The organism is Phreatobacter sp. AB_2022a, from assembly GCF_026847585.1.
GTDB lineage: Bacteria > Pseudomonadota > Alphaproteobacteria > Rhizobiales > Phreatobacteraceae > Phreatobacter.
In genome coordinates, this window is record NZ_JAPSET010000066.1 from 1 (window position 1) to 25337 (window position 25337).

The following is a 25337-nucleotide window of genomic DNA, read 5'->3' on the forward strand; positions in this document are numbered from 1 at the left end:
GCCGGCCGCTCTATCTCAAGGCCGCGGACGCCAAGCCGCAGCTGCGCCCGCAGCGCCGGCCTGCGGTCGCGCCGTGAGCTCGCTCTACGACCTCTGGGCCTGGTGGCCGCGCGCCGAGCCGGTGCTCGATCGGGCGGCCATGGGCGATGCGCGCGACATGGCGGCGATCCACGGCGCCTCCTTCCATCGTGGCTGGGACGTACAGGATTTCGAGACCATGCTGGTCGACCGCTCGATCCTCGCCCATGCCCTGCGTCGCCGCGCGACCCAGCCGATCGGCGCCTTCGTCGTCAGCCGGCTCGCCGCCGACGAGGCCGAGATCCTCACCATCGCCGTCCTGCCGCGCCTGCGCGGACGCGGTTTTGCCGGCCAGCTGCTCGACGCCCATGTGAAGGACCTCATGCGCGCCGGCATTGCCAATCTGTTCCTGGAAGTGGAGGCGGAGAACGCACCGGCGCTGAAGCTCTATCAGCGCCGCGGCTTTTCCATCATCGGCCGGCGCAGGGGCTATTACCGCACCGCCACCGGCACTGCCGATGCGGTGATGATGCGCAAGGTCCTGCCGACGATCTGACGCCGGGCGAACGGGGAATAGCGAATGACGAATGGGGGGCGGCCGGCGCCGGCCGCTTCATCCCCGCTCCCCGTTCGCCAATTGCTGCGCCCACCGTGGCGTTCCGGCCACGCCGGGTGCATGACCGACATTTCGTCGCGCCGTTCTCGTTTCGGACTCTTAATTCACGATTCCCGCCGAGGGTAGAGTGGAACTGATTCGCGGCGCGGAGCGGCACCGCCGCGAAGCCGCATGCGCGGAGATGAACGAACGATCAGCCGGACAAAGGACAGGCGATGCCGGACCTTGACAGGGTCGACGACGCATCCGGACGCGGCCTCGGGCTGAAACGCGCCTGGACGAGCCGTGCCGGCGCCGTTCTGTCCGGCACCACGGCCGCCCTGCTTGCCTCGACCTCCCTGGTCGCGGCCGAAACCGCGCTCGGCGTCGGCGACGCGGTCCGTCTGCTCGCTGCGCATGAATGGGCGATGTTCGGGCTCAATGTCGGCATCGTTGTCTTCGCGGTGGTCACCGGCATCGGGCTGCTGCGCACCCGCACCCGCGCCGCCGAGGACACGCTGGTCGCGCGCCAGGAGATCAACCGGCTGAAGCTTGCCCTCGATCGCGCCAACGCGCTGCTCACCCTCGACCAGCATGTCGTGGTGGTCTGGGGCGAAGGCGACGAGCCGGAGATTTCGGGCGACGTCAAGAACCTGGTCGATCCGGCGGCGCCGCACCGGGTGCTCGCCTTCGGCACCTGGATCGCCGCCGAAAGGGCCGCCGAGCTCGAGCGCGGCGTGGATCTGCTGCGCCGGACGGGCATGCCGTTCAAGCTGGAACTGGTGACGACCGACGGCCGCCCGGTGGAGGCCGAGGGCCGGCCCATCGGCGGGCGGGCGGTGCTGCGCCTGCGCCTGATGGCGGGCCTGCGCGAGGAACTGGTCAAGCTGCGCGAGGAGCATGACGGCTTCGTCAGGCGCACCGAGACCGTGCTCGCTTTCCTTGCCGACCTGCCCATGCCGGCCTGGATTCGTGATGCGGACGGCCGGCTGACCTGGGTCAACGAGGCCTATGCCCGCGCCACCGACAGCGCCAGCGGTGCCGAGGCCGTGGCGAAGGGCACGGAGCTGCTCGAACCGGTGGACCGGGCCGAGGCGGCGCGCTGCCGCGGCGCGCAGGAGCCGTTCCTGCGCCGGGTCAATGCGATCTCCGCCGGCGCCCGCCGCGTTTTCGACGCCATCGAGCGGCCCGGCCCCCGCGGCGCCGCCGGCCTTGCCGTCGACGTTACCGAGCTCGAGGCGATGCGCACCCATTTCGCCGTCGAGATGGAGACCCACAAGCGCACGCTGGACCAGCTCGCCACCGCCGTTGCCATCTACGATGCCAACAAGCGCCTGGTCTTCCACAACGAGGCCTTCCGCCTGCTCTGGGACCTCGAGCCGGCCTTCCTGCACCAGGAGCCGACCGACGGCGACGTGCTGGACCGGTTGCGCGAGCGGCGCAAGCTGCCGGAGCAGTCGAATTTCCGCGAATGGAAGAAGTCGCTGCATGCGGTCTACGAGGCGATCGACACCGAGCCGCGCAGCCATGAATGGCTGCTGCCGAACGGACGCTATCTGCGCGTGGTGCAGAACCCGGACCCCGCCGGCGGCGTCACCTATGTCTTCGAGGACCAGACCCGGCGCCTGCAGCTGGAGACCCAGGTCGCCGCGCTCGGCAAGGTGCAGCGCGAGACGCTCGACCATCTCGAGGAGGCGGTCGCGGTGTTCGGTTCGGACGGCCGGCTGTCGCTGCACAACCGCGCCTTCGCCCTGTTCTGGGACATCGACCAGAGCCTGCTCGACGCCCGCCCGCATATCGACCAGATCGCCGGCCTGTGCATCCCCTATCTGCGTGATGCCAGCGCCTGGCCGGAGATCAAGACCGCGGTCGCCGCCATCGATGCCAAGCGGCAGCCACGCAGCTTCCGGTTCGACCGCAACGACGGCGCCGTGCTCGACGCGGTGACGGCGCCGCTGCCCGACGGCGCGACGCTGGTCACCTTCCGCAATGTCACCAACATGGTCATGGTCGAGCGCGCCCTGACCGAGCGCAACGAGGCGCTGGAAGCCGCGGAGAAGATCCGCAACGACTTCGTGCACCACGTCTCCTATCAGCTGCGCACGCCGCTCACGACCATCATCGGCTTCGCCCAGGTTCTCGACGACGCCGCTGTCGGGCCGCTGAACGACAAGCAGCGCGAATATCTCGGCTATATCAGCGTCTCGTCCTCGGCGCTTTTGTCGATCATCAACGACGTGCTCGATCTCGCCACCATCGATGCCGGCGTCATGCGCCTCGATCTCGGCGAGGTCGACATCCGACAGGCCATGCAGACCGCGGCCGATGCGGTCAAGGACCGGCTTGCCGAAGGCCAGGTCCGGCTGGAGCTGCGCGCGGCGCGCGACATCGGCTCGTTCCGCGCCGACGGCCAGCGCATCCGCCAGGTCCTGTTCAATCTCCTGTCGAATGCCATCGGCTTTTCCGAGCGTGGCGGGCTGGTGGTCCTTGACGCGACGCGCGACGGTGACCAGATCGTCTTCAAGGTGCGCGATCAGGGGGCCGGCATCGCGCCGGAACATCTCGGCCGCATCTTCGATCGGTTCGAGACGCGCACCACCGGTTCGCATCACCGGGGCGCCGGCCTCGGCCTCTCCATTGTCCAATCCTTCGTGGCCCTGCATAAGGGCCATGTCTCCGTCGAAAGCACGCCCGGCCAGGGCACGCAGGTCAAGGTGACCCTGCCGGCCGATCTCGGCGATTATTCAAAGGCCGCCGAATGACCGAACCGCTGCGCCACACCCTCCAGCTCGCCAACGAGGCGGCGACCGTCCGCTTCGCCATGGATCTGGCCATGGCGGTGCAGGTGAACGACGTGGTCACGCTGGCCGGCGAGCTCGGATCGGGCAAGTCGACGCTCGCCCGCGCTCTCGTGCGCGCGCTCGCCGAGGACGAGGCGCTGGAGGTGCCGAGCCCGACCTTCGCGATCATCCAGCCCTACGACCTCAAGCGTTTCCCGGTCATCCATGCCGACCTCTACCGCGTCATCTCGCCGGACGAGATCACCGAGCTCGGCTGGGACGACGTGTCCGAAAACGCGCTCCTGCTGGTCGAATGGCCGGACCGGCTGGGCGGCGCGCTGTCCGGCGACCGGCTGGAGATCGAGCTCGCGCTGAACGCGGCGCAGGGCCCTTCCGCCCGCACGGCGACGCTGACCGGCCATGGGGCCTGGCGCGACCGGCTCCAGCGCCTCGTCGCGCTGCGCGTCTTCATGGACAATGCCGGCTGGGCCGGCGCGACGCGCCGCCACCTGCAGGGCGATGCGTCCAGCCGCACCTACGAGCGGCTGACCGACGGCAGCCGCCGCGTTGTGCTGATGAACGCCCCGCGCCGGCCTGATGGCCCGCCGATCCGCAACGGCCTGCCCTATAGCCGCATCGCCCATCTCGCCGAGGACATGGTGCCCTTCGTCGCCATGGCCGAGGGCCTGCGCGATGCCGGCCTGTCGCCGCCCGAGATCGAGGCGATCGATCTCGACCAGGGCTTCCTGCTGCTCGAGGATCTCGGCTCCGAGGGCGTGGTGGCGGGCGGGGCGCCGATCGCCGAGCGCTATACCGCGGCGGTCGACGTGCTGGCCCATCTCCATGGCCGCGCCCGGCCGGATACGCTCGGCACGCCGAAGGGGCCGTACAGCCTGCCGCCCTATGACCACGAGGCGCTCGGCGCCGAGGTCGAGCTGCTGCTCGACTGGTATATTCCGCGCAGCCAGGCGCGCATTCCCGCCAGCGAGAAGCACGTCTTCCTGAAGCACTGGGCCGATCTCTTCGCCGAGGTCGAGAAGGCGCCGAAGACCTGGACGCTGCGCGACTATCATTCGCCCAACCTGATCTGGCTGGCCGACCGCGACGGCATCGAGCGGGTCGGGCTGATCGATTTCCAGGACGCGGTCATGGGCCCGCCGGCCTATGACGTGGTCTCGCTCCTGCAGGACGCGCGCGTCACCGTGCCGGAGACGCTCGAGCTGCAGCTCCTGTCGCGTTATGCCGCGGCCCGCCGCGCGGCGGATGCCGGTTTCGACATGGCGAGCTTCGCCCGCCTCTATGCCATCCTCGGCGCGCAGCGGGCGACCAAGCTGCTGGGCATTTTCGTGCGCCTCGACAAGCGCGACGGCAAGCCGCAATACCTCGCCCATATCCCGCGCATCTGGGCCTATCTGCAGCGCTGCCTGGCCCATCCCGCGCTCGCCCAGGTCAAGCGCTGGGTCGACGACCGCGTGCCGCCGCCGTGACCGGGATCGACAGCTGCATGGTGCTGGCCGCGGGCCTCGGCACGCGCATGCGCCCGCTCACCAACGACCGGCCGAAGCCGCTCGTGATGGTGGCCGGCAAGACCCTGCTCGACCATGTGCTGGATCCGCTGGCGGAGGCCGGCATCACGCGCGCCGTGGTCAATGTCCACTATCTCGCCGACCAGGTGGAGGCGGCGGTGGCGCGGCGCGAGCGGCCACGGGTCATCGTGTCGGACGAGCGCGCCGCGCTGCTCGATTCCGGCGGCGGCGTCGCCAAGGCGCTGCCGCATCTCGGGCCGCGCTTCCTGGTCCGCAATGCCGACGCCTTCTGGCGCGATGCCGGCCGCTCCAGCCTGGCGCGGCTGATCGAGGCCTTCGATCCCCGGCGCATGGACACGCTGCTGCTGCTGGCGCGGATGGAGGCGAGCGTCGGCTTCGACGGTCCGGGCGACTTCTTCCGCGATGCCGACGGCCGGCTCACCCGCCGCGGCGCCGCCGCGCGCGCCCCCTTCGCCTATGCCGGCGCCGCGGTCATGCAGGCCGAGGATTTCGCCGGCCACGCGCCCGGCGCGGTCTTTTCGCTCAACAGCCTGTGGAACGCCTCCATCGCACGCGGCCGGCTGCACGGCCTGGTCATCGACGGGCTCTGGCTGCATGTCGGCACGCCGGCGGCGATCGGCGAGGCCGAGGCCGCGATCGCCGGGATGCTCTGACGGGCCGGCCGGGGCTTTCCATTCTCGCCCGCCGGGTGTATGTCGCCGCCTCCTTTTCACTTCCGCCCGGTCCGATCCCGGGAGAAGGACCATCAATGGCCAAACGTTTCGACACGGGCTCCGGCCCGTCGCAAAGGCAGTTGCGCGTCGGCGAGCTGATGCGCCATGCCCTCGCCGAGGTGCTCGCGCGCGGCGAGATCCACGATCCGGTTCTCGCCGGCACCGTCGTCACCGTGCCCGAGGTGAAGATGTCGCCCGACCTGAAGATCGCCACCTGCTTCGTCATGCCGCTCGGCGGCAAGGGCCAGGACGAGGTGATCGCCGCGCTCGCCCGCAACAAGCGCTACCTGCGCGGCGAGCTGGCCCATCGCACCAACCTGAAATTTGCGCCCGACCTGCGCTTCCGCATCGATGCCTCGTTCGACGAGGGCTCGCGCATCGACCGTCTTCTCGACAGCGAGGCGGTGCGCCGCGACCTCGGGCCCAAGGGCGGCGCCCGGCCGGACGACGAGGACGAGCCGTCATGAACCAGCCCCGCTCGAAGAAGATCGACGTGCACGGCTGGATCGTGCTCGACAAGGCGCTCGGCCAGACCTCGACCCATGCGGTCTCCGCCGTGCGCCGGCTGTTCAACGCCAAGAAGGGCGGCCATGCCGGCACGCTCGATCCGCTCGCCTCGGGCCTCCTGCCGATCGCCCTCGGCGAGGCCACCAAGACGGTTCCCTTCGTCATGGACGGCCGCAAGACCTATCGGTTCACGGTCACCTGGGGCAGCGAGACGACGACCGACGATACCGAGGGCGAGGTGGTCGCCCGTTCCGACGCCCGCCCCGACCGCGCTGCCGTCGAGGCCCTGCTGCCGCGCTATACCGGCACGATCATGCAGGTGCCGCCGAAATTCTCCGCCATCAAGGTCGACGGCGAGCGCGCCTATGACCTTGCCCGCGACGGCGAGGCGGTCGAGCTCGCCGCCCGGCCGATCACCATCGACAGCCTGAAGCTGGTCAGCTTTTCCCCGGACGCCGCGGCCTTCGAAGCCGAATGCGGCAAGGGCACCTATGTCCGGGCGATTGCCCGTGACCTTGGCCGCGATCTTGGCTGCTTCGGCCATGTCACCGCGCTCCGCCGCACCCGCGTCGGCCCCTTCGGCGAGAACGACACGGTGTCGCTCGACGAGCTGCGTGAGCTGCAGGAGGGCCGCATCGGCGACCAGTCGCTCGAGGATGCCCTGCTGCCGGTCGAGGCCGCGCTCGCCGAGGTGCCTGAGGTGCAGGTGACGCGCGATGCCGCCGCGCGCCTGACCCGCGGCCAGAGCGCCATTCTGCGCGGCCGGGACGCGCCCGTTGCAGGCACCGTCTGGGTTTCGGCCGGCGGCGACCCGGTCGCCGTCTGCGAGGTCGAGCGCGGCGAACTGGTGCCGAAGCGCGTCTTTGTTTTTCAGCCGTGAATATCTTGCCGGACATGCGTTGACGCGGCCGCTCGCGGTCGCTATGACACCGGCCTCTCGCCCAGATGGCGGAATTGGTAGACGCGCTGGTTTCAGGTACCAGTGACGAGAGTCGTGGAGGTTCGAGTCCTCTTCTGGGCACCAATTTCGTGAAAGCGCCCGCTCCTCATGCCGAGGAGCGGGCGTTTTCCGTTCCCGAGGCCGAGACCGCCCGAATCGGCCGTCCCGGCGGTCCGGCCGTTACTGGGCCGCGTCGACGAAGCTCGGCATGGCGTTGAGCTGTTCCTTGGTGCGCATCACGACGGCGAACAGCTTGCCGTTGGAATCGCGCATCAGGCGCAGGTCCTGCCAGTCGAGCGCGACGGACTTCTCGCCGATGCCGAGGAAGCCGCCGACGCCCAGCACGACCTGCTTGGCGCGGCCGTCGCTGGTCAGTACCACCGAGCTGACCGTGCCGATATTGTCGTGCCGCTCGCGCATGGCGCGCCACTGCGCGTCGTCCATGGTCGCGGGCGAGGCTGGCGGCGTCGGCGCGACCGTTGCGGTGGTCGCAGGATCGGCGCTCGCCGAGCCTTCGGCCGGTTTCGGCGCATAGACCGTCATGCCGATCAGGCTGCGCGTCGTGAATTCGTTCGGCGCCAGCGAGGACTGGACCTGTCGGGCCGCCGGAGCGTTGCGTCCCGGCGTTTCGGGGGCGGTCGGGGCGGGCTGGGCCATGGCGCCGCCGCTCAGCGCCACCAGGACCGAAGCAAGAGCAAGTTTGTTCCTGATCATGGTGTCCTCCTTGAGGGATCAAGTGACGACATCCTTGGTCGAGCAGAGGCGGTGAGACGGGCTCGGCCCTGCTCGGCCGGACATTGAGAACAACCTTTCGTCCCAAAAGCTGTTCCATCCACGCCGCGATAGTTGCCTGGCCGTCTGCCGGAAATGCTTGCGATTGCGCTCGTTTTTCGCGCGCGCGGACGGCGCGGCCACGACCAGGCCCAGTTTGGCCGGTTTCCTGTGCCGGACCGTTCTGCGGCTCCCCGTCGAGACACGGAGACTGTCGGCCATGCACCCGAACATTGCCGCCCCCGCCGGGGCTGTCCTGGCCTTCGTCGCGCTGCTCGCCCTGCCGCCCGCCGCCACCGGGCAGCGGGTCGACTACCAGCGGCTGTGCGACAGTTTCGAATGCCGCAACAAGCGTGGCGAACTCTGCCCCTCGCCGGCGGCGCTGGCGTCGCGCCGCGCGGCGGCGCGCTGCGAACGCTACGACAATGCGTTCGGCAGCATCACCGTGCTCCGGCAGCAGGGGCGGGCCTGTCACATCATCGATGCCGGCCGGTCGGGCTGGACCGATTGCAACGCCCTGCAATACGACCCGAGCCGGCGGATCCAGCCTTGACGGCACGCGAGGGCGCGAAGAGGCCGCTCCGGCCCGTCAGCCGGAAATGCGCTCGATGGCCGCGCCGCAGGCGGCGAGCTTGGTTTCCAGCCGCTCGAAGCCGCGATCGAGGTGATAGACCCGATTGACCATGGTTTCGCCCTGCGCGGCGAGCGCCGCGATGACCAGCGACACCGATGCCCGCAGGTCGGTCGCCATGACCGGCGCGCCCTTGAGCGTGTCGACGCCCTCGATGGTCGCCGTCTGACCGTCGAGCTGGATATGGGCGCCGAGGCGGGCGAGCTCCTGGACGTGCATGAAGCGGTTCTCGAAGATCGTCTCGGTGATCTTCGAGGTGCCCTTGGCGCGGGTCATCAGGCCCATGAGCTGGGCTTGCAGGTCGGTCGGGAAGCCCGGGAAGGGGTCGGTGGTGACGGTGACCGGGGCGATGCCGTGACCGTTGCGCTTGACGCGGATGCCTTCATTGGTGGCGGCGATCTCGGCGCCCGCCTCGGTGAGCACGTCGAGCGCGGCCTGCAGAAGCTCCGGCCGGGCGCCTTCCAGCATCACGTCGCCGCCGGTCATGGCGACGCACATGGCATAGGTGCCGGTCTCGATGCGGTCGGCGACGACGGCGTGATGGGTGCCCTTCAGCCGGCTGACCCCGGTGATCTCGATGGTCTCGGTGCCGGCGCCCTTGATCTTGGCGCCCATCTTGATCAAGCATTCCGCGAGGTCGACGATCTCGGGCTCGCGGGCGGCGTTGTGGAGCACGGTGGTGCCCTGCGCGAGCGCCGCGGCCATCAGCGCGACATGCGTGCCGCCGACCGTCACCTTGGCGAAATCGATCTCGTTGCCCTTGAGCCCGCTCGGCGCCTTCACCACCGCATAGCCGGCATCGATCTCGATCTCGGCGCCGAGCCGCTCCAGCGCATGCAGCAGCAGGTCCACCGGCCGGGTTCCGATGGCGCAGCCGCCAGGCAGCGAGACCTTGGCGATGCCCATCCGCGCGACCAGCGGCGCGATCACCCAGAAGCTCGCCCGCATGGTCGAGACGAGCTCGTAGGGCGCCGTGGTGTCGACGATCGAGCGGGCATTGAGCCTGACCGTCTGGCCGACCAGCACGTCGTCGCCGGAACGCTTGCCGGCAATGGTCACGTCGACGCCGTGATTGCCGAGGATGCGGGCGAGGTTCGACACGTCGGACAGCCGCGGCACATTGGTCAGCGTCAGCTCGTCCTCGGTCAGCAGCGAGGCGATCATCAGCGGCAGGGCGGCGTTCTTGGCGCCGGAGATCGGGATCGTTCCGTGAAGCGGGCGGCCGCCGGTGATGCGGATGCGATCCATGCCGAACTCCTGATTGAGCAAACGGAATGCTGAAAGGCGAAAGGCCCATAGGGGGTGGGCCGGACGGGTAATGAATGCGTCGGGCCGCATGCGGAGGAGCCGCAATCGCGCGAATCCCGTCAGCATCGGTTCATCACCGCAATAGCCGACCAAACAGGGCGAAACAAGGAAGCCGGCCGGGCGGGGGCATGGCGCAGGACCGGCCGACTGCGCCGGCCGCCGCGCGCCGGGCGGCGTCGCCCGCGCCGAATCAGGTTTCGGTGTCGCTCTTGTCGGCGTCCGCCCGTCCGCGGGCCTGCGCCTTGCGGCGCTTCAGATTGGCTTTCAGCTGGGCGGCGAGCCGTGCGGCGCGCGCCGCGCGCTCGTCCGGCCGGGCCGCCGGCTTGGTCTCGGATTTCGGGTCGTTGTCGGTCATCGGGCTTAACGCAGGTGGCACCGGCCACTATCGGATGATCGCCATGCACTGCCAACTGGCAAAGACTTGGGGCCAGCCTCTTGCATCCCCCGCAACGCTGTGGCAGGGAAGCGTCCCGATCGCCGGGGCGCCTGTTCGCCTCCCGGCCCACGGCCTCGCTGCGGTAGCTCAGTGGTAGAGCACTCCCTTGGTAAGGGAGAGGTCGAGAGTTCAATCCTCTCTCGCAGCACCAGCCCTTTTTCCCTGCAGATCAGAGACCAGTCCGATCGACGGGTTGATGCCGGCCTGACCGTGTACAGGACCGCGATACAATTCCCGCAGCGCGCCCGCCGACCTTTTGGCCAAGGCACCCGGCCGGCGGCTGGCCATCGTATCGCCTGCCCGAAGGCGCGCCCGCGAAAGGGGCAGGCACATCCGCCCCTCATGCCGGCGAAGGACGCAGGGCAGGTCGGAAACGACCCTATTGTTCATCAGTCTCCGACAGGTTCCCGGTCCTTTTCCCTGCAACGAGGCGATCTCTGTAAGCGCTTGGGGCCAGATCGAATCTGGCGCGAAACGCGGACGAGAAATGCGACAGGTCCTTGAATCCGGCGTCGAGCGCGATCTGGGTGATGGATTTTCTGGCGTCAACGGAGCTGACGATATCGGCGGCCGCCTTGTCGAGCCTTTGGGCCAGAAGGTAGCGCCCAAGCGAGGTTTTTTCGGCCTCGAAAAGCTTGTTCAGATATCGCGGGGTCAATCGCGTCCGGGCGGACACGGCCGCCGGCGTAAGATCCGCACGATGGCAATTCATGTCGATGAAGGCTTTGACCCTCTGAAGTGTACGTTCGCGACTCGTCAAATGAATCTGTCGATAATTTTGGTCAAATGTTACGGCGAGGATATTCGCAAATGAATGCATTATCCGTATGACAAGGTCATCGTCTGCGGTTTTTCCGTTCTTATATAATTGATATACGTAAGACCATAATATGTTGCCGACAATTCCACTTATGGGAATGGGCCGCACGGTAAAGGCGTCGATATTATTTTTCGGAATGAATAGAAGACGGGGGACGCGAACGGAGTACGCCTCGTGAGGGCCTAAAACATGCAGCTTGTAAGGCCGATCGCATGCAACCATCACACCATTGTCAGGCTCAATGAGCGCAGAGCGATTGTCTTGTTCAACAAATAGTTTTCCAGATCTAATAAAAAACAGAAGTACTACATCGTCTGGTGCCTCGAAAAGCTCAGGTTTCCGCTCAACCTCGAAAGAAGTGCAACGCACATCGACGATACTGAGGTCATTCTGGACGAAGCCATCGACATGAATGTCGAACGCGGAAGGCTCCGATGAGGATATGACGCATCCAACCATAGCTTGACGTGTCATATCTTGCCAAAATTCGAGCTTCTCCGCGCATTTCAAAGCCGCGGTCGACAAATCGATTAAAGTTCGTTGAGCGGTTTTCATGCCAGCGAGAACAGAATTTGACGATGCGGAATGTGCGCAGGCAACGAATTGGATCGGGCCAAATTATGACAGTATGTTTTTTCCAAGCCGCGGGCCGGGCGCAGAATGCCTTTGACGCTGCCGCCAGAGGCACCCCCCGCGGCCAGCCTGGCCGGCTATCTTGTGCGTCCGCCCGCGTCCGCCTGCGCCCGCCCGGAGCGTCAGGCGAGAACGCCTCCCTGTGACGGGCTGCGCCGTGCCTCATGACAGAGCGCCCTGAGAACAGACCCGCCCGACACCGACCGGCTGAACCGGGGCAGGGGCGCGTCGGAGCCGGAATGCTGGCCCGGCAGGGAGAAGATCGGCCTGCGCTGGTGACCCGCGCGGGATGGGCAGGCGCGCCTCGGTGACGTCGCGCGCCGGAGGAATATTGGCGCGGGCCGGAGCGCATCGGACCGCCTTCGAGGCACGCTCGGGAGATTCGAAACGGGTCAAACCGCACCGATGGAAGCGGTACGGCCGGACGGGCGCGCCGGGGCGAACTTTCTGCCGGGCTGCGGGGCCGGCATCCGGTGCGGCGACCGGGCCGCCGTGGCTGAGAGGGTCGCCTCCGCCGATGCCGGCCGCTCAGATGCTCGCGAGGGCGATCAGCGCGAAAAGGGTCATGCCGAAGGCGATCGCGGCGAGCGGCAGCAGGATCTGGGCGGCGGCCTCGGAGGCCTTGAGCCGCCCTGTCGCGGTTTCGAAATCGAGCGCCTTCCAGGCGCCGAAGGCGCCGCGCGTGCCGGCCGCGCCGGGTCTCATCCGCCTGTGCCGGTCGAACCGGCCCGACAGGAGCGACAGGGCCACGACGCCCAGGATGAACAGCGTGACCACGGTCAGGAGATAGTCGGGATAGGCTCCCGCGCCGAAGCCGAGCCAGGCCGAGAGCACGAACCAGACGGCCAGGCCGACCATGGCCTCGTAGACGAAGCGGTGCAGCGAGCGGGTGTGAGGAAGATCGGGGCTTTTCGGGAGCATGTCAGCCTCCTTCGAGAGTTCAAAGGAGCGGCCGCGATGGTCGCCTGTGCACTCTTCATGTGGGGGCCCGGGCGGCCCTGTGAAGGCCAGTCGGCGAGCGGTGCGAAACGGTGTGGCTTGCCTTTGCGGCATGTCCTGCTAGGACCCGATCGGCCCGCGCCGGGGCCCGAGGCTCTCGTCCCGCCATGCCGAATCCCGATCTTTCCGTCCGCCGCTACCGCGAGGCCGATCTCGACGCGGTCATCGCGGTGTTCCAGCGTGCCGTGCGCGAGACGGCCGCGAGGGACTACGATCCGGTCCAGATCGCGGCCTGGTCGACGGTCGACCGCACGCGCTGGCGCGAACGTCGCGGCAGCCGGCCGACCTGGGTCGCGGTCCGTCACGGCATGGTCGTCGGCTTTTCCGACCTCGAGCCGGACGGCCATCTCGACATGATGTTCGTCGATCCCGGCCACCAAGGCGCGGGCATCGCCTCGCGGCTCCTGGCGACCGTCGAAAGCGCCGCGCGCGAAGGCGGCCTCCTCCACCTCTTCACCGAGGCGAGCCGCACGGCGCGGCCCTTCTTCGAACGCCGCGGCTTCCAGCTCGTCGCCGAACAGCAGGTCGAACTGCGTGGCGCGACGCTGACCAATTTCCGGATGCGGAAGCTGCTGTGACGACGCCCTGTCGGCCGGCACCGTCGGACGGGCGGCCCGACCGCGCCGCCGCTACATCCGCGCCAGCACCATGACCTGGCGGCCGCGGCGGTCCAGCAGGATCAGCTTGCCGCGGGCCGCATCGACGCGCCAGCGGTGGACGGTCCTGAGCGTCTCCAGGAATTTGGCCTCCTGGTTCAGGATCGCCGGGGCGCAGGCCATGGTGGTCCCGGCCAGATGGCCGAAGCTGACCGACTGGCCGCGGATCGTCGCCCGTCCGCCGATCCGGTTGCAGCCGCCGCTGCCGGAAACCTGGCCGTCGGGCGCGATCTCCAGCACGGTCTGCAGATTGTCGATGACCCCGCCGCCGCCGATATCCTCGGCGAGCCAGCGGCCGGCAAGGCCCTGCTGCGGCGCCGGCGCCGCAGCGCCCGCCACCCGTTCGACGCGGATCTCGGTATCGTCGCGGCCGCCCGCAAGGACCGTGTGGCGTGTCGTGGTGATGAACATGAGCCTGTCGCCGACGCTGATCCGCGCCTGCAGAGCGTAGGTGCGGCGCGGCACGATGGCCCGGCTGTCGAAGCGCAGCATATAGGGGATCGGCACCTGGCCGCGGGTCCGGATGCGCGTCTCGGCAATGGTGCGCGACGGCGCGTCCGCCAGCGAGACGTCGACCAGCTTGACCTCGACGACGGCGCCGGGCGGCAGCGCCAAGCGCTCGCGATAGACGACAGTGCCGCGCAGCACGCGCGGCGCGGCCAGCGCGCTGCCGGCCGGAACGGTCAGGGCAAGACCAAAAAGTCCGGTCAGCTGGCGTCGCGACAGGATGGCGGGGTGATGGGCGGCGGCCACGGCAAGGCTCCTTGTCCAGCGGATCGGCGGGCGGAGCCTAGCTCGGCGACGAGGACTGTCTCAATGGCCGCACCCGGAGGTGTCGTCAGCCGGAACCGGCGGGAAGGCGCCCGATCCGCTGATCGGGCCGCCAACCGGCGCGGGTTCCGGCCCGATCGAGGTCAGTTGGCCGCGGGCGCGAGGCCCTCGGCAATATGCACGAGCGAACGGCGCAGCGCCGGATCCTCGATCCGGGCATAGGCCTGCAGCAGCTGGATGGCGCCGGGCACGACCAGCAGCGCGCCCGGGGTCGGCAGCTTGTCGTCGCTGACCTCCGCGACGCTCGGCGCATCCTCGAAGAAGAACGAGACGGGCACGCCGAGAATGCCGGACATCTGCATCAGGCGGCTCGCGCCGATGCGGTTGACGCCCTTTTCATACTTCTGAACCTGCTGAAAGGTCAGCCCGAGACGTTCGCCAAGCTTTTCCTGGCTGATGCCCAGCATCATCCGCCGCATGCGAACACGCGTGCCGACATGCCGGTCCACGGGACTCGGATTCTTGACCGACATTAAGGGTTCCTCCGGTTGTCGCACCGGCTGCTGTCGCTTGGGCCGGCACATGGGGGCGTAAACCGGCGGCATCAGCACCCGCTGCGGGAGTCGTCAAAAAAGCGATTCAACTTTCCTGGGGCATGATATTACATTTATTGCGACATTTTCCGGCATCTGCAAGTTGTTTCCTATGGGGAAACCCTTTTCGCTCGCGATGCCTGCAATATCAAGCACATAGCGCTCCGGGTCCTGGCTTACGAATGGCGCCGCGCCACGCTCAGGCGAATCGCCCCGTCGCCCGCATAGTCGGCGCATAAATGGGCCGCCGCAGGCACGGTGCGCAGAAAACCGAGCAGATCGGAAAGACTGGCCTGCGGCATGGTGAGCACCGCCCGCATCAGCTCGAGCAGGCCAGGTTCCTGGCTCCAGTAGACCAGTTCGCGCAGGCGCGAGAGGTCGAAATGTTCGTCGATGAAAATCGGGTCTTCGGTCGATGCATCAGGCAGGTCTCGTTTGAACGCGGCCATCATATCCCCCCGGATCATGGCGGTGGCGGTTCTGGCCGCCGATAGGGACGGCCGTGGCGGAAGGCCGCGGACGCGGCCGGTCTCGGGAGCGCGCAACGACGGCGCCGGTGGCCTCTCCGCCCCAGCCACACACTGCGGGACGATCGGCCACGGCGACGGGCTTCATTCGCGACGCGGCAGAATCCTACCGCTATCGCGACCATACAAAGCCATCTACAATCTTTCCCCCGAAAGACGAGGCGACAGGCTAGCGGCGTGGAGGCGCGCGCGATGCAGCAGAAATTGCAGCGGTCCGCTGCGCCCATGCAGCACCGGACCGGTGAATCCATCGATGCATCCTGGGAAGATCTCAAGGTCTTCCTGGCCTGCGTGGAGCACCGCAGCTTCCGCCGGGGCGCACAGACGCTCGGCATGACCGACACCACCGTCATGCGCCGCATCGGCCGGCTGGAGGCCGCCCTCGGCTTCGCCCTGTTCGTGCGGCACCAGTCCGGCCTGCAACTGACGGACGAGGGGCGGGCCATCCTCGACGATGCCCGCAAGATGGAGCGGGCGAGCTTCGACATCCTCCGCCGCGCCGCCCAGGCCGATCCCGACCTGAAGGGTGTCGTGCGCATCGCCGCGACCGAAGGCATCGGCGCCTACTGGGTGCTGCCGAAGCTCGTCGACTTCCAGGCGGCCTACCGGTCGCTGACGGTCGATCTGCGCTGCGCCATGGAACCGGCCAGTGTCAGCCGGCTCGAAACCGACATCGCCATCCAGTTCCAGCCGCCCGACGATCCGGACCTGATCGTCAGCCGGCTCGGCCGGCTGCATGTCTATCCCTTCGCCTCGCGCAGCTATATCCGCGATTTCGGCCTGCCGGCCACGATCGCCGACCTTGGCGATCATCGCGTCGTGCTGCAGCTCGCCCCGCAGCTCGACGAAACCGCCTATGCCCGGCTCATGGGCCTCGACATCCTCGCCGCCATGCCGGGGATCCGCACCAATTCATCCACGGCGACGCTTTATGCGGTCGAGCGCGGCGTCGGCATCGGCATGCTGCCGACCTACACGCTGGCCATGGGCGCGCGGCTGGTGCCGGTCGATCTCGGCCTGCACCATCACCTCGATCTCTGGCTGACCTACCATCCGGAGCTGAAGCGTTCGGCGCGCCACATGCTGATGGTCGACTGGCTGAAGCGCATTTTCGACCCCGCGCTTCATCCCTGCTTCCGCGACGAGTTCATCCACCCCGCGGTCCTCGCCGACCGCATGGGCAAGGAAGCGCGCGTGATGACGCAGGGCGGGCATCTCGCTCTCGCGCCGCAGCCCGAGCGCGACAAGGACTGAGCCGCGGCGGCGTCCTTACGGCTTCCTTATGCCGCAGCGCAAAATTCGCATCGCGCCCTGATGGCGATCGGGCGCAATCAGGACCGGCGCCATTCCAGGCTGCGGAAGGATTTGTCGTGTCCGATCTCATCTATGTCGCACTGGGTCTCGGCCTGTTCGGGCTGATGATCGTTTACGTCCGCGCCGCGACGCGGGCCTGAAGGGCGGTCCTCACATGTTCGACCTTCTTCTCGCCGGGACGGCGGGCCTCGGGCTCGCTCTCTACCTCATCCTCGTCCTCCTTCGCCCCGAGAAATTCTGACCGCTTCCGCGTCGGATCCTCCGTGCGTCCTGATCCCATGGGTGTGCCATGACCGTGAACGGCTGGCTGCAAGTTTTGCTTCTCCTCGTCCTCGCCGGCATCACGGCACGTCCGCTCGGCCTGTTCTTCGCGGCCGTGCTCGACGGCCGGCGCACCGTCCTCGACCCCGTCCTCGGGCCGGTCGAACGCGGCTTCTACCGGCTCGCGGGCGTCGATCCCGCGCGCGAGCAGCGCTGGGCCGACTACACGGTGGCGCTCCTCGTCTTCAACGCGGCGGGCTTCCTCCTGCTCTACGCGCTGATCCGCCTGCAGACCGTTCTGCCGCTCAATCCGGCCGGCCAGGGCGAGGTTTCCGCCCATCTCGCCTTCAACACCGCCATATCCTTCGTCACCAATACGAACTGGCAGAGCTATGGCGGTGAGACGACGCTCTCGCATCTCGTCCAGATGCTCGGCCTCACCGTGCAGAACTTCATCTCGGCGGCGACCGGCATCGCCATCTTCGCCGCGCTCGCCCGGGCCTTCGCCCGCGAGAAGACCGACGGACTCGGCAATTTCTGGGTCGATCTCACCCGTTCGACGCTCTACCTCCTGCTGCCCATCGCCTTTCTCACCGCGCTGGTCCTGGTCGCGCTCGGCCTGCCGCAGACCTTTGCCGGCTCGGTCGAGGCGACGACGCTCGAAGGCGCGACCCAGGTGATCGCGCAAGGCCCGGTCGCCTCGCAGATCGCCATCAAGCAGCTCGGCACCAACGGCGGCGGCTTCTTCAACGTCAATTCGGCCCATCCCTTCGAGAATCCCAATGCCTGGACCAACATGGTCACCGTCTGGGCCATCGTCTGCCTGCCGCTCGGCATTGCCGTGGCCTTCGGCCGGATGATCGGCCGGGACCGCGAGGGCTGGGCGCTGTTCGCCGTGATGATGCTGTTCCTCGCTGCCGGCTGCGCCATCGTCTACTGGGCCGAAGCCTCCGGCACGCCGCAGATGGCCGCGCTCGGTCTTTCCGGACCGAACATGGAGGGCAAGGAGGTCCGTTTCGGCCCGGCCCTGTCGGCGGTCTGGAGCGTGTTCACCACCGGCGCCTCCAACGGCTCGGTCAATGCCATGCACGATTCCTACACGCCGATCGGCGGGCTCGTGCCGATGTTCCTGATGCAGCTCGGCGAGATCCTGCCGGGCGGCGTCGGCTCGGGTCTCTACGGCATCATCCTCTATGCGATCCTCGCCATGTTCGTCGCCGGGCTGATGGTCGGCCGCACGCCGGAATATCTTGGCAAGAAGCTGGAATCGCGCGAGGTCAAGCTCGCCGTGCTCGGCGTCCTCGTGGTGCCGCTCCTGATCCTCGCCTTCGCCGGTCTATCCATGGTGCTGCCTGCCGCGCTGGCCGGCACCGCCAATCCGGGCACCCACGGCTATTCCGAGATCCTCTACGCCTTCACCTCGGCCGCGGCCAACAACGGCTCGGCCTTCGCCGGGCTCACCGCCAATGCGCCCTGGTACAACACCATGCTGGGCGTCGCGATGCATCTCGGCCGCTTCGCCATCATCGTGCCGGTCATGGCGATCGCCGGCTCGCTCGCCGCCAAGCCGAAGCTCGCCCCGTCCGCCGGCACCTTTCCGACCGACTCGGTCCTGTTCGTCGGCCTGCTGTCGGGCGTGATCCTGATCCTCGGCGGCCTGCAGTTCTTCCCCGCTTTGTCCCTCGGCCCGGTGCTGGAGCACATGCAGATGCTCAGCAACCAGATCGCCAATTGAGGTCCGTCATGACCCGCAAACGTTACGCGGCATCGGCGCTGTTCGCCGGCCCCCTGGTCCGCCAGGCCGCTCTCGATGCCTTCCGCAAGCTCGACCCGCGCATCCTCGTCGGCAACCCGGTCATCTTCGTCACCGAGGTGGTGGCGGCGGTGGTCACCATCGTGCTGATTCGCGACATCCTGGCCGGTACGGCGACCGCCTTTACCGCGCAGATCGCGCTGTGGCTCTGGCTCACCGTGGTGTTCTCGACCTTTGCCGAGGCGCTGGCCGAAGGCCGTGGCAAGGCCCAGGCCGATGCGCTTCGCCGCACCCGCACCGACACCCAGGCCAAGCGGCTCGCGACGGCCGACGACAGCGGCGCCTTCGCGCTCGTCTCGGCGCTCGACCTCAAGCCCGGCGATCTCGTGCGGGTCGACGTCGGCGATGTCATTCCCGGCGACGGCGAGATCGTCTCGGGCATCGCTTCCGTCAACGAGGCGGCGATCACGGGCGAATCCGCACCCGTCATCCGCGAGGCCGGCGGCGACCGTTCGGCGGTGACCGGCGGCACCACGGTCGTCTCCGACTGGATCATCGTGCGCATCACCGCCCAGCCGGGCCATTCCTTCCTCGACCGCATGATCGCGCTCGTCGAGGGCGCCGAGCGCCAGAAGACGCCGAACGAGATCGCGCTGACCGTGCTGCTCGCCGGCATGACGCTGGTCTTCGTCATCGCGGTCGGCACCCTGCCGGGCTTTGCCGCCTATCACGGCATCGCCATGTCGGTGGTGGTGCTGGTGGCGCTGCTCGTCTGCCTGATCCCGACCACCATCGGCGGTCTGCTCTCGGCCATCGGCATTGCCGGCATGGACCGGCTCCTGAAGTTCAACGTGCTCGCCACCTCGGGCCGCGCGGTGGAAGCTTCCGGCGACGTCGACACGCTGCTGCTCGACAAGACCGGCACCATCACCTTCGGCAACCGCATGGCCTCCGAGGTCATCGCCATGCCCGGCATCGGCGCCCAGCAGGTGATGGAGGCGGCGGTACTCGCCTCGCTGGCCGACGAGACCGCCGAGGGCCGCTCGATCCTGGAACTCGCCCGCAACACGATGAACATCAACCTCGACCGGCCGGCCGGGGCGAGCTTCATCGACTTCTCGGCGGCGACCCGCCTCTCCGGCGTCGATATCGGCACGCGCCACCTGCGCAAGGGCGCGATCGATTCGGTCGTCAGGTTCGCCCGCGAGGCCTCTGGCCGCGCCGTGGCCGAGCCGGCCGGCTTCCGCGAGACGGTCGACCGCATCGCGCGCGCCGGCGGCACACCGCTCGGCCTCGTCGAGAACGACCGCATCCTCGGCGTCATCCACCTGAAGGATGTGGTCAAGCCCGACATCAAGGAGCGTTTCGCCGAGCTGCGCCGCATGGGCATCCGCACGGTCATGGTCACCGGCGACAATCCGGCGACCGCCGCCGCCATCGCCTCGGAGGCCGGCGTCGACGATTTCATCGCCGAGGCGACGCCCCAGGACAAGCTCGCCTTCATCCGGGCCGAACAGGCCAAGGGCCGGCTGGTCGCCATGTGCGGCGACGGCACCAACGACGCCCCGGCGCTCGCGCAGGCCGATGTCGGGGTTGCCATGCAGACCGGCACCCAGGCGGCGCGCGAAGCCGGCAACATGGTCGATCTCGATTCCGATCCGACCAAGCTGATCGAGGTGGTGGGCATCGGCAAGCAGCTCCTGATGACCCGCGGCGCGCTCACCACCTTCTCGATCGCCAACGACGTCGCCAAATATTTCGCCATCCTGCCGGCGCTGTTCGCGGCGAGCCTGCCGGTGCTCGGCGGCCTCAACGTGATGGGGCTGGCAAGCCCGCAATCGGCCATCCTGTCAGCCGTCATCTTCAATGCGCTGATCATCGTCGCGCTGGTGCCGCTCGCCCTGAAGGGCGTCGCCTACCGGCCGGTCGGCGCGGCGGCGCTGCTGCGCCGCAATCTCCTCGTCTACGGTCTCGGCGGCCTCGTCGCGCCGTTCATCGGCATCAAGCTGATCGACATGGCGATCGTCGCCATCGGCCTCGCCTAAGGATACGCCTCATGCTCGCCCATCTCCGCCCCGCCCTGGTGCTGCTGGTGCTGTTCACCCTGCTCACCGGGCTCGTCTATCCCTTCGCGGTCACCGGCATCGCGCAAGTGGCGATGCCGGCCAATGCCAACGGCTCGCTGATCGTGCGCGACGGCAAGGTCGTCGGTTCCGCGCTGATCGGCCAGGCCTTCGCCGCGCCGCGCTATTTCCATCCGCGGCCGTCGGCGACCTCGGCCGCCGACCCGCAGGACCCGTCGAAGACGGTCGACGCGCCCTACAACGCCGCCTCCTCGAGCGGCTCCAATCTCGGGCCTCTCAACGGCAAGCTGATCGACCGCGTCAAGGCCGATATCGAGGCCCTGCGCGCGGCCGGCGTCACCGGGCCGATCCCGCCCGACATGGTGACCACCTCGGCTTCCGGCCTCGATCCGCATATCAGCCCGGAGAACGCGCTCGCCCAGGTGGCGCGGGTCGCGGCGGCGCGCAATCTCGGGCCCGACCGGGTGCGCCAGCTCGTCGAGGCGCATGTCGAGGGCCGCAGCCTCGGCCTCGTGGGCGAAAGGCGCGTCAACGTCCTCGGGCTGAACCTGGCGCTCGACGCCTTGCGGTAGCAGCGGCGAATGCCCAAAAATCGGCTAGACTGACGGGATGCCCGTCGACGCGACGAACCGTCCGGATCCCGATGCCTTGCTGGCGCTCGCCAACAAGGCCGGGCGGGGCCGTCTCAAGATCTTTCTCGGCGCCTCGCCGGGCGTCGGCAAGACCTATGCCATGCTGGCCGCCGCGCGGGAGCAGAAGGCCGCCGGCATCGACGTCGTCTGCGGCCTCATCGAGACCCATGGCCGGCGCGAGACCGAGGCCATGGTCGAGGGCTTCGAGACCCTTGCGCGCCAGCTCGTCGTCTATCGCAACCGCGCGGTTCCGGAATTCGACCTGGACGCGGCGCTCGCCCGCCGGCCGGCGCTGCTGCTGGTCGACGAGCTCGCCCATACCAACGTGCCGGGCTCGCGCCACCCCAAGCGCTGGATGGACGTCAAGGAACTGCTCGCCGCCGGCATCGACGTCTGGACCACCCTGAACGTCCAGCATCTCGACAGCCTCAACGACGTCGTCCTGAAGATCACCAAGGTGCGCGTCCGCGAGACCGTGCCGGACAAGGTCTTCGAGGCGGCCGACGAGGTCGTGCTCGTCGACCTGCCGCCGGACGAGCTCCTGAAGCGCCTCGCCGAGGGCAAGGTCTATGTCCAGGAGACCGCGGCTCAGGCGGTGCAGAGCTTCTTCAAGCCGCAGAACCTCACCGCGCTGCGCGAACTGGCGCTGCGGCGCACGGCGGAGACGGTCGATGCCGCGCTGATCGAGCGCATGCGTGCCGGCGCCATCGAGGGCCCCTGGCCGGCCGGCGAACGCATCCTCGCCCTCGTCGGCCCGGATCCCCTGTCGCCCTTCGTGGTGCGCCAGGCCAAACGCCTCGCCGACACGATGGATGCGCCCTGGACCGCCGTTTCCGTGGAACGGCCGACTGACGTTCTGGCCGAGGCCAAGCGGCGTCGGCTCGACGAGACGCTGGAACTGGCCAAGGATCTCGGCGCGGATACCGAAAGGCTCGTCGGCGCCGACATTCCGAGCGAGATCCTGCGCTATGCCCGGCGCGAGAACGTCACCCAGATCGTCGTCGGCCGCTCGGCCGGCGGGCGGCTCGCCGTGCTGTTCGGCCGGGCGCTTGCCCAGGAGCTGGTGCGCCAGGCCGCCGATATCGGCGTGCATGTGGTCACCGCGACGCCGGAGCGGCTGGAGCCGCCAAGCTCCAAGCCGAAGCCTGAACCGCCGCGCTTCTGGCCCTATCTCGGTTCGGCCACTCTGGTCGGGCTGGCCGTCCTGTTCGGCGAGGCGATCGGCGGCAATGCCACCATGCCGAACCTGTCGCTGGTCTTCCTGGCGGCCGTCGTCGGCGCGGCCGTGGCCTTCGGGCGCTGGCCGGCGATCGTCGCCTCGGCCCTGTCCTTCCTCGCCTACAACTACTTCTTCATCGAGCCGATCTACACGCTCACCGTCGCGCAGCCGCACGAGCTCCTGGCGCTGTTCGTGTTCCTGGCGGTGTCGGTGCTGGTCTCGACGCTGGCCGGCCGCGTCCGCGACCAGGCACGCATCGCCTCCGACCGGATGCGCGCGACCCGCCGGCTCTATGATTTCTCGCGCCGCATCTCCGGCATAGCCTCGCTCGACGAGGTCGCCGAGGCGGCCGCCAGCGACATGCACGGCGCCCTGGCCCGCAATGTCGTGATCCTGCTCGAACAGGACGGCGACATCGCGCTGACCGGCATGTGGCCGCCGGTCGACGAACTCGACGCGGCCAGCATGGCCGCCGCCCGCTGGGCGCACGAGCACGACGAGCCGGCGGGCGCGAAGACCCAGACCCTGCCGACCGCGCCCTGGCTCTTCGTGCCGCTGAAGACGCCGCGCGCCCGGGTCGGCGTCATCGGCATTTCCGCGGCGGCTGACGGCGCGCCGCTCGACCCGGAGGCGCGCTCGCTGTTCGATACGCTTGCCGAGCAGACGGCGGCCGCGCTGGAGCGGGCCGCGCTGTCGCGCGAGATGGGTGCGGTCAAGGCGGCGGCGGAAACCGAGCGGGTGCGCAATACGCTGCTCGCCTCCATCAGCCATGATTTCAGGACGCCGCTCGCCTCGATCCTCGGCGCGTCGACCACGCTGATCGCCTTCGGCGACAGGATGGCCAATGCGACCCGCTCGGACATGCTGACCCAGATCAAGGAAGAGGCTGAGCATCTCGATCGCATGGTGCGCGACCTTCTGGCCATTACCCGCCTGGAGGCGGGAGGTCTGGAGCTGAGGCGTGACTGGCTCGACCCGCGCGAGACCGCCGACCGCGTCGTCATCGCGGCGCGCCGGCGCGCACCCGGCCGGGTCATCGAGGTGACGGGCGCCGCGCCGCTCGTCGAGGCCGATGCGACGCTGATCGAGCAGGCGCTGTCGAACATCGTGGAGAATGCGCTGCGTCACGGCGGCCCGGAAGCGCGCGTCGTCGTGGCGGTGCGTGGCGCGGATGGTCGGGTCCTGGTGCAGGTGACCGACGACGGCGGCGGCATCACGCCGGAGGCGCTGCCGCATGTTTTCGAGAAGTTCGCTTCGGCCGGCGCGCCCGACCGGCGCGACGGCGGCGAGAGCACCGGGCTGGGGCTGGCTATTGCCAAGGGCATCGTCGAGGCGCATGGCGGGACGATCGAAGTCGAAAGCCCGGTGGACGGCGGCAGGGGGGCGCGGTTCACCATCGCCCTGCCGACGCCCGCCGAGAAGGACGTGGAACAGCAATGAAGACGCGCATCCTGGTGGTCGACGACGAGGCGGCGATCCATCGCTTCCTGACCCCGGCCCTGGAAGCCTCCGACTATCAGGTGGCCAGCGTCACGACCGGCGTCGAGGCGGTCAGGCGCATAGCCGGCTCGGCGCCTGACGGCGTCATTCTCGATCTCGGCCTGCCCGACATGGACGGCAAGGAGGTGATCGCCAAGGTGCGCAGCTTTTCCGACGTGCCGATCGTCGTGCTCTCGGCACGCGACCGCGAGGCGGAAAAGATCGAGGCGCTCGATCTCGGCGCCGACGACTATGTCAACAAGCCCTTCGGCATCGGCGAACTGCTGGCGCGGGTGCGCGCGGCGCTGCGCCACCGGCGCGGCGGCCAGGTCGAGCAGGCGGTCTTTTCCGTCGGCCCGATCGAGATCGATGTGCCGGCCCACCGCGCGACGAGCCGCGGCGCCGACCTGAAGCTGACGCCGAAGGAGTTCGAGCTGCTGCTGCTGCTGGCGCGCAATGCCGGCAAGGTGATGACCCATCGCCAGATCCTGGCGGCGGTCTGGGGGCCGGCCCATGTCGAGGACACCCAATATCTGCGCGTCTATGTCGGCCAGATCAGGCAGAAGATCGAGGCCGACCCCGCCGAACCCAAGCTGATCCTGACCGAGCCCGGCATCGGCTACCGGATGTGCGAATAGCGAATGGGAAGTAGGGATGAGCGGCGAGCGCGGCTGCATCCCCATTCGCTATTCGCACAATTTCGCCTCGCCGTTCCGGCCGCGCGGCTCGCGGTCGAGATGGAGGTGGTCGGCATGGGCGGCGTTCGAGCCCGGTCCGAGCACGGTGGTGAACCAGCCGCAGGCGGCTCTGCGCACTCCGTCGAGGAAGCGCCTTTCGGCCTCGGTCGCGGGAGCGGCCACGGTCACGCGGCCATTGTCGGCGAGGCCGAACCAGGCGATGTCGATGGCGATCCCGCGGCCGTGGGCGCTGAGGCGCGCCCCGGCTGCGCGATTGCGGGGCCGGCATTCGAAGCCCGGTCCGGTGCCGAGCCGCCGCAGCGGCTTGTCGAAGCGGCTGCGGGCGAGCGGCGCGACGAGGTCGCGCGCGAACAGGGCGAAGGTTTCGGCGAAGGCGCAGGCGACCAGCGGCCGGTCGGGAAGCTCCAGCCTGTCGCCCGCGCCGAGGTCGAGGCTCTGCAGGCGCACCGGCAGGGCGATGCCGCAGCCCTCGGGGGCCGCCGGGGCAGCCTCCGATGAAAAATGCAGGCCGAGGGCGCGCAGCCGGCCGAAGCAGGCCTCCGCCTCGGCGGCCGCCGGTTGTGCCTCGGGTGCCGTCGGTTCTGCGGGACGGGGTGCGGGCGTCGGAGCGGCGGTTCCGGGCGCCGGCGGGATTTCAGGCGCCTGGCCTTCG

At 68.7% G+C, this 25337-nt stretch carries 23 protein-coding genes, 2 tRNA genes and 1 pseudogene; 17 read left to right on the plus strand and 9 right to left on the minus strand.

All coding sequences use genetic code 11. The features are described from left to right. Positions 1–73: 73 nt before the first annotated feature. From OZ671_RS29105 to OZ671_RS29135, 7 genes and pseudogenes are all read left to right on the plus strand, one after another. Positions 74–574, plus strand: a complete 501-nt coding sequence (locus tag OZ671_RS29105) for a GNAT family N-acetyltransferase (RefSeq protein ID WP_268863954.1) — start codon at positions 74–76, stop codon at positions 572–574. A gap of 275 nt (positions 575–849) precedes the next feature. After that, positions 850–3375: a sensor histidine kinase gene (locus tag OZ671_RS29110; protein ID WP_268863955.1), complete on the plus strand. Its 2526-nt coding sequence runs from the start codon at positions 850–852 to the stop codon at positions 3373–3375. Further along, positions 3372–4880 carry a tRNA (adenosine(37)-N6)-threonylcarbamoyltransferase complex ATPase subunit type 1 TsaE gene (gene tsaE / locus OZ671_RS29115; RefSeq protein WP_268863956.1) on the plus strand — a complete coding sequence of 503 codons (1509 nt, stop codon included), beginning with the start codon at positions 3372–3374 and terminating at the stop codon, positions 4878–4880. Before OZ671_RS29110 ends, tsaE begins: the two co-directional genes overlap by 4 nt. Beyond that, positions 4877–5593: a nucleotidyltransferase family protein gene (locus OZ671_RS29120; RefSeq protein WP_442957143.1), complete on the plus strand. Its 717-nt coding sequence runs from the start codon at positions 4877–4879 to the stop codon at positions 5591–5593. Before tsaE ends, OZ671_RS29120 begins: the two co-directional genes overlap by 4 nt. A gap of 95 nt (positions 5594–5688) precedes the next feature. After that, entirely contained in the window at positions 5689–6120 is a 432-nt protein-coding gene (rbfA, locus tag OZ671_RS29125) for a 30S ribosome-binding factor RbfA (RefSeq protein ID WP_268863957.1), read from the plus strand. Beyond that, a pseudogene (truB, locus tag OZ671_RS29130) lies at positions 6069–7040 on the plus strand (tRNA pseudouridine(55) synthase TruB); the annotation flags it as partial. The gene rbfA and the pseudogene truB, both read left to right, overlap by 52 nt. Before the next feature lie 59 nt (positions 7041–7099). Beyond that, a tRNA-Leu gene (locus OZ671_RS29135) sits at positions 7100–7184 on the plus strand. A 96-nt stretch (positions 7185–7280) separates the two neighbouring features. On the opposite strand, the gene OZ671_RS29140 is transcribed toward OZ671_RS29135, so the two are convergent. Next, complete coding sequence (locus OZ671_RS29140; protein WP_268863959.1) at positions 7281–7814, minus strand: PRC-barrel domain-containing protein; 534 nt, start codon at positions 7812–7814, stop codon at positions 7281–7283. A gap of 277 nt (positions 7815–8091) precedes the next feature. On the opposite strand from OZ671_RS29140, the gene OZ671_RS29145 reads away from it, so the two are divergent. Then, a complete protein-coding gene (locus OZ671_RS29145; protein WP_268863960.1) occupies positions 8092–8424 on the plus strand; it encodes a hypothetical protein in 333 nt (110 codons plus the stop codon). 36 nt (positions 8425–8460) lie between these two features. Here OZ671_RS29145 and murA read toward each other — a convergent pair whose 3' ends face one another. Beyond that, on the minus strand, positions 8461–9750 hold the full coding sequence (gene murA / locus OZ671_RS29150) for a UDP-N-acetylglucosamine 1-carboxyvinyltransferase (RefSeq protein WP_038302108.1): 1290 nt from the start codon (positions 9748–9750) through the stop codon (positions 8461–8463). A 250-nt stretch (positions 9751–10000) separates the two neighbouring features. Then, positions 10001–10165, minus strand: coding sequence for a hypothetical protein (locus OZ671_RS29155; protein ID WP_268863961.1), 165 nt, complete (start codon positions 10163–10165; stop codon positions 10001–10003). A gap of 157 nt (positions 10166–10322) precedes the next feature. Here OZ671_RS29155 and OZ671_RS29160 point away from each other — a divergent pair. Then, positions 10323–10397 (plus strand) — tRNA-Thr (locus tag OZ671_RS29160). Positions 10398–10625: 228 nt separating this feature from the next. Here OZ671_RS29160 and OZ671_RS29165 read toward each other — a convergent pair. Both OZ671_RS29165 and OZ671_RS29170 read right to left on the minus strand, forming a co-directional pair. Next, positions 10626–11621, minus strand: a complete 996-nt coding sequence (locus tag OZ671_RS29165; RefSeq protein WP_268863962.1) for a helix-turn-helix domain-containing protein — start codon at positions 11619–11621, stop codon at positions 10626–10628. A gap of 606 nt (positions 11622–12227) precedes the next feature. Next, complete coding sequence (locus tag OZ671_RS29170) at positions 12228–12620, minus strand: hypothetical protein (protein ID WP_268863963.1); 393 nt, start codon at positions 12618–12620, stop codon at positions 12228–12230. 185 nt (positions 12621–12805) lie between these two features. Here OZ671_RS29170 and OZ671_RS29175 point away from each other — a divergent pair, with 185 nt between their 5' ends. Beyond that, positions 12806–13276 (plus strand): GNAT family N-acetyltransferase, encoded by a 471-nt coding sequence (locus OZ671_RS29175; RefSeq protein ID WP_268863964.1) that lies wholly within the window; start codon positions 12806–12808, stop codon positions 13274–13276. 51 nt (positions 13277–13327) lie between these two features. On the opposite strand, the gene OZ671_RS29180 is transcribed toward OZ671_RS29175, so the two are convergent. The 3 genes from OZ671_RS29180 to OZ671_RS29190 all read right to left on the minus strand — a co-directional run bounded on the left by OZ671_RS29180 (position 13328) and on the right by OZ671_RS29190 (position 15170). Beyond that, complete coding sequence (locus OZ671_RS29180; RefSeq protein WP_268863965.1) at positions 13328–14107, minus strand: YbaY family lipoprotein; 780 nt, start codon at positions 14105–14107, stop codon at positions 13328–13330. 161 nt (positions 14108–14268) lie between these two features. Beyond that, the gene (locus tag OZ671_RS29185; protein ID WP_038302094.1) at positions 14269–14658 is read right to left on the minus strand and encodes a helix-turn-helix domain-containing protein; all 390 of its coding nucleotides are present in this window, start codon (positions 14656–14658) and stop codon (positions 14269–14271) included. 236 nt (positions 14659–14894) lie between these two features. After that, complete coding sequence (locus tag OZ671_RS29190) at positions 14895–15170, minus strand: hypothetical protein (protein WP_268863966.1); 276 nt, start codon at positions 15168–15170, stop codon at positions 14895–14897. A 267-nt stretch (positions 15171–15437) separates the two neighbouring features. On the opposite strand from OZ671_RS29190, the gene OZ671_RS29195 reads away from it, so the two are divergent. The 7 genes from OZ671_RS29195 to OZ671_RS29220 all read left to right on the plus strand — a co-directional run bounded on the left by OZ671_RS29195 (position 15438) and on the right by OZ671_RS29220 (position 24625). Then, complete coding sequence (locus tag OZ671_RS29195; protein WP_268863967.1) at positions 15438–16499, plus strand: LysR family transcriptional regulator; 1062 nt, start codon at positions 15438–15440, stop codon at positions 16497–16499. Between the two features lie 214 nt (positions 16500–16713). Beyond that, complete coding sequence (locus OZ671_RS32110; protein ID WP_103168066.1) at positions 16714–16800, plus strand: potassium-transporting ATPase subunit F; 87 nt, start codon at positions 16714–16716, stop codon at positions 16798–16800. Between the two features lie 48 nt (positions 16801–16848). Beyond that, a complete protein-coding gene (gene kdpA, locus OZ671_RS29200) occupies positions 16849–18555 on the plus strand; it encodes a potassium-transporting ATPase subunit KdpA (RefSeq protein ID WP_268863968.1) in 1707 nt (568 codons plus the stop codon). Between the two features lie 8 nt (positions 18556–18563). Further along, positions 18564–20618: a potassium-transporting ATPase subunit KdpB gene (gene kdpB, locus OZ671_RS29205; RefSeq protein WP_268863969.1), complete on the plus strand. Its 2055-nt coding sequence runs from the start codon at positions 18564–18566 to the stop codon at positions 20616–20618. An 11-nt stretch (positions 20619–20629) separates the two neighbouring features. Further along, a complete protein-coding gene (kdpC, locus tag OZ671_RS29210) occupies positions 20630–21229 on the plus strand; it encodes a potassium-transporting ATPase subunit KdpC (protein WP_268863970.1) in 600 nt (199 codons plus the stop codon). Positions 21230–21266: 37 nt separating this feature from the next. After that, entirely contained in the window at positions 21267–23948 is a 2682-nt protein-coding gene (locus tag OZ671_RS29215) for a sensor histidine kinase (protein WP_268863971.1), read from the plus strand. Then, a complete protein-coding gene (locus tag OZ671_RS29220; RefSeq protein WP_268863972.1) occupies positions 23945–24625 on the plus strand; it encodes a response regulator in 681 nt (226 codons plus the stop codon). Before OZ671_RS29215 ends, OZ671_RS29220 begins: the two co-directional genes overlap by 4 nt. A gap of 48 nt (positions 24626–24673) precedes the next feature. On the opposite strand, the gene OZ671_RS29225 is transcribed toward OZ671_RS29220, so the two are convergent. Further along, the coding region (locus OZ671_RS29225; RefSeq protein ID WP_268863973.1) for an extensin family protein at positions 24674–25337 on the minus strand (664 nt) is incomplete at its 5' end.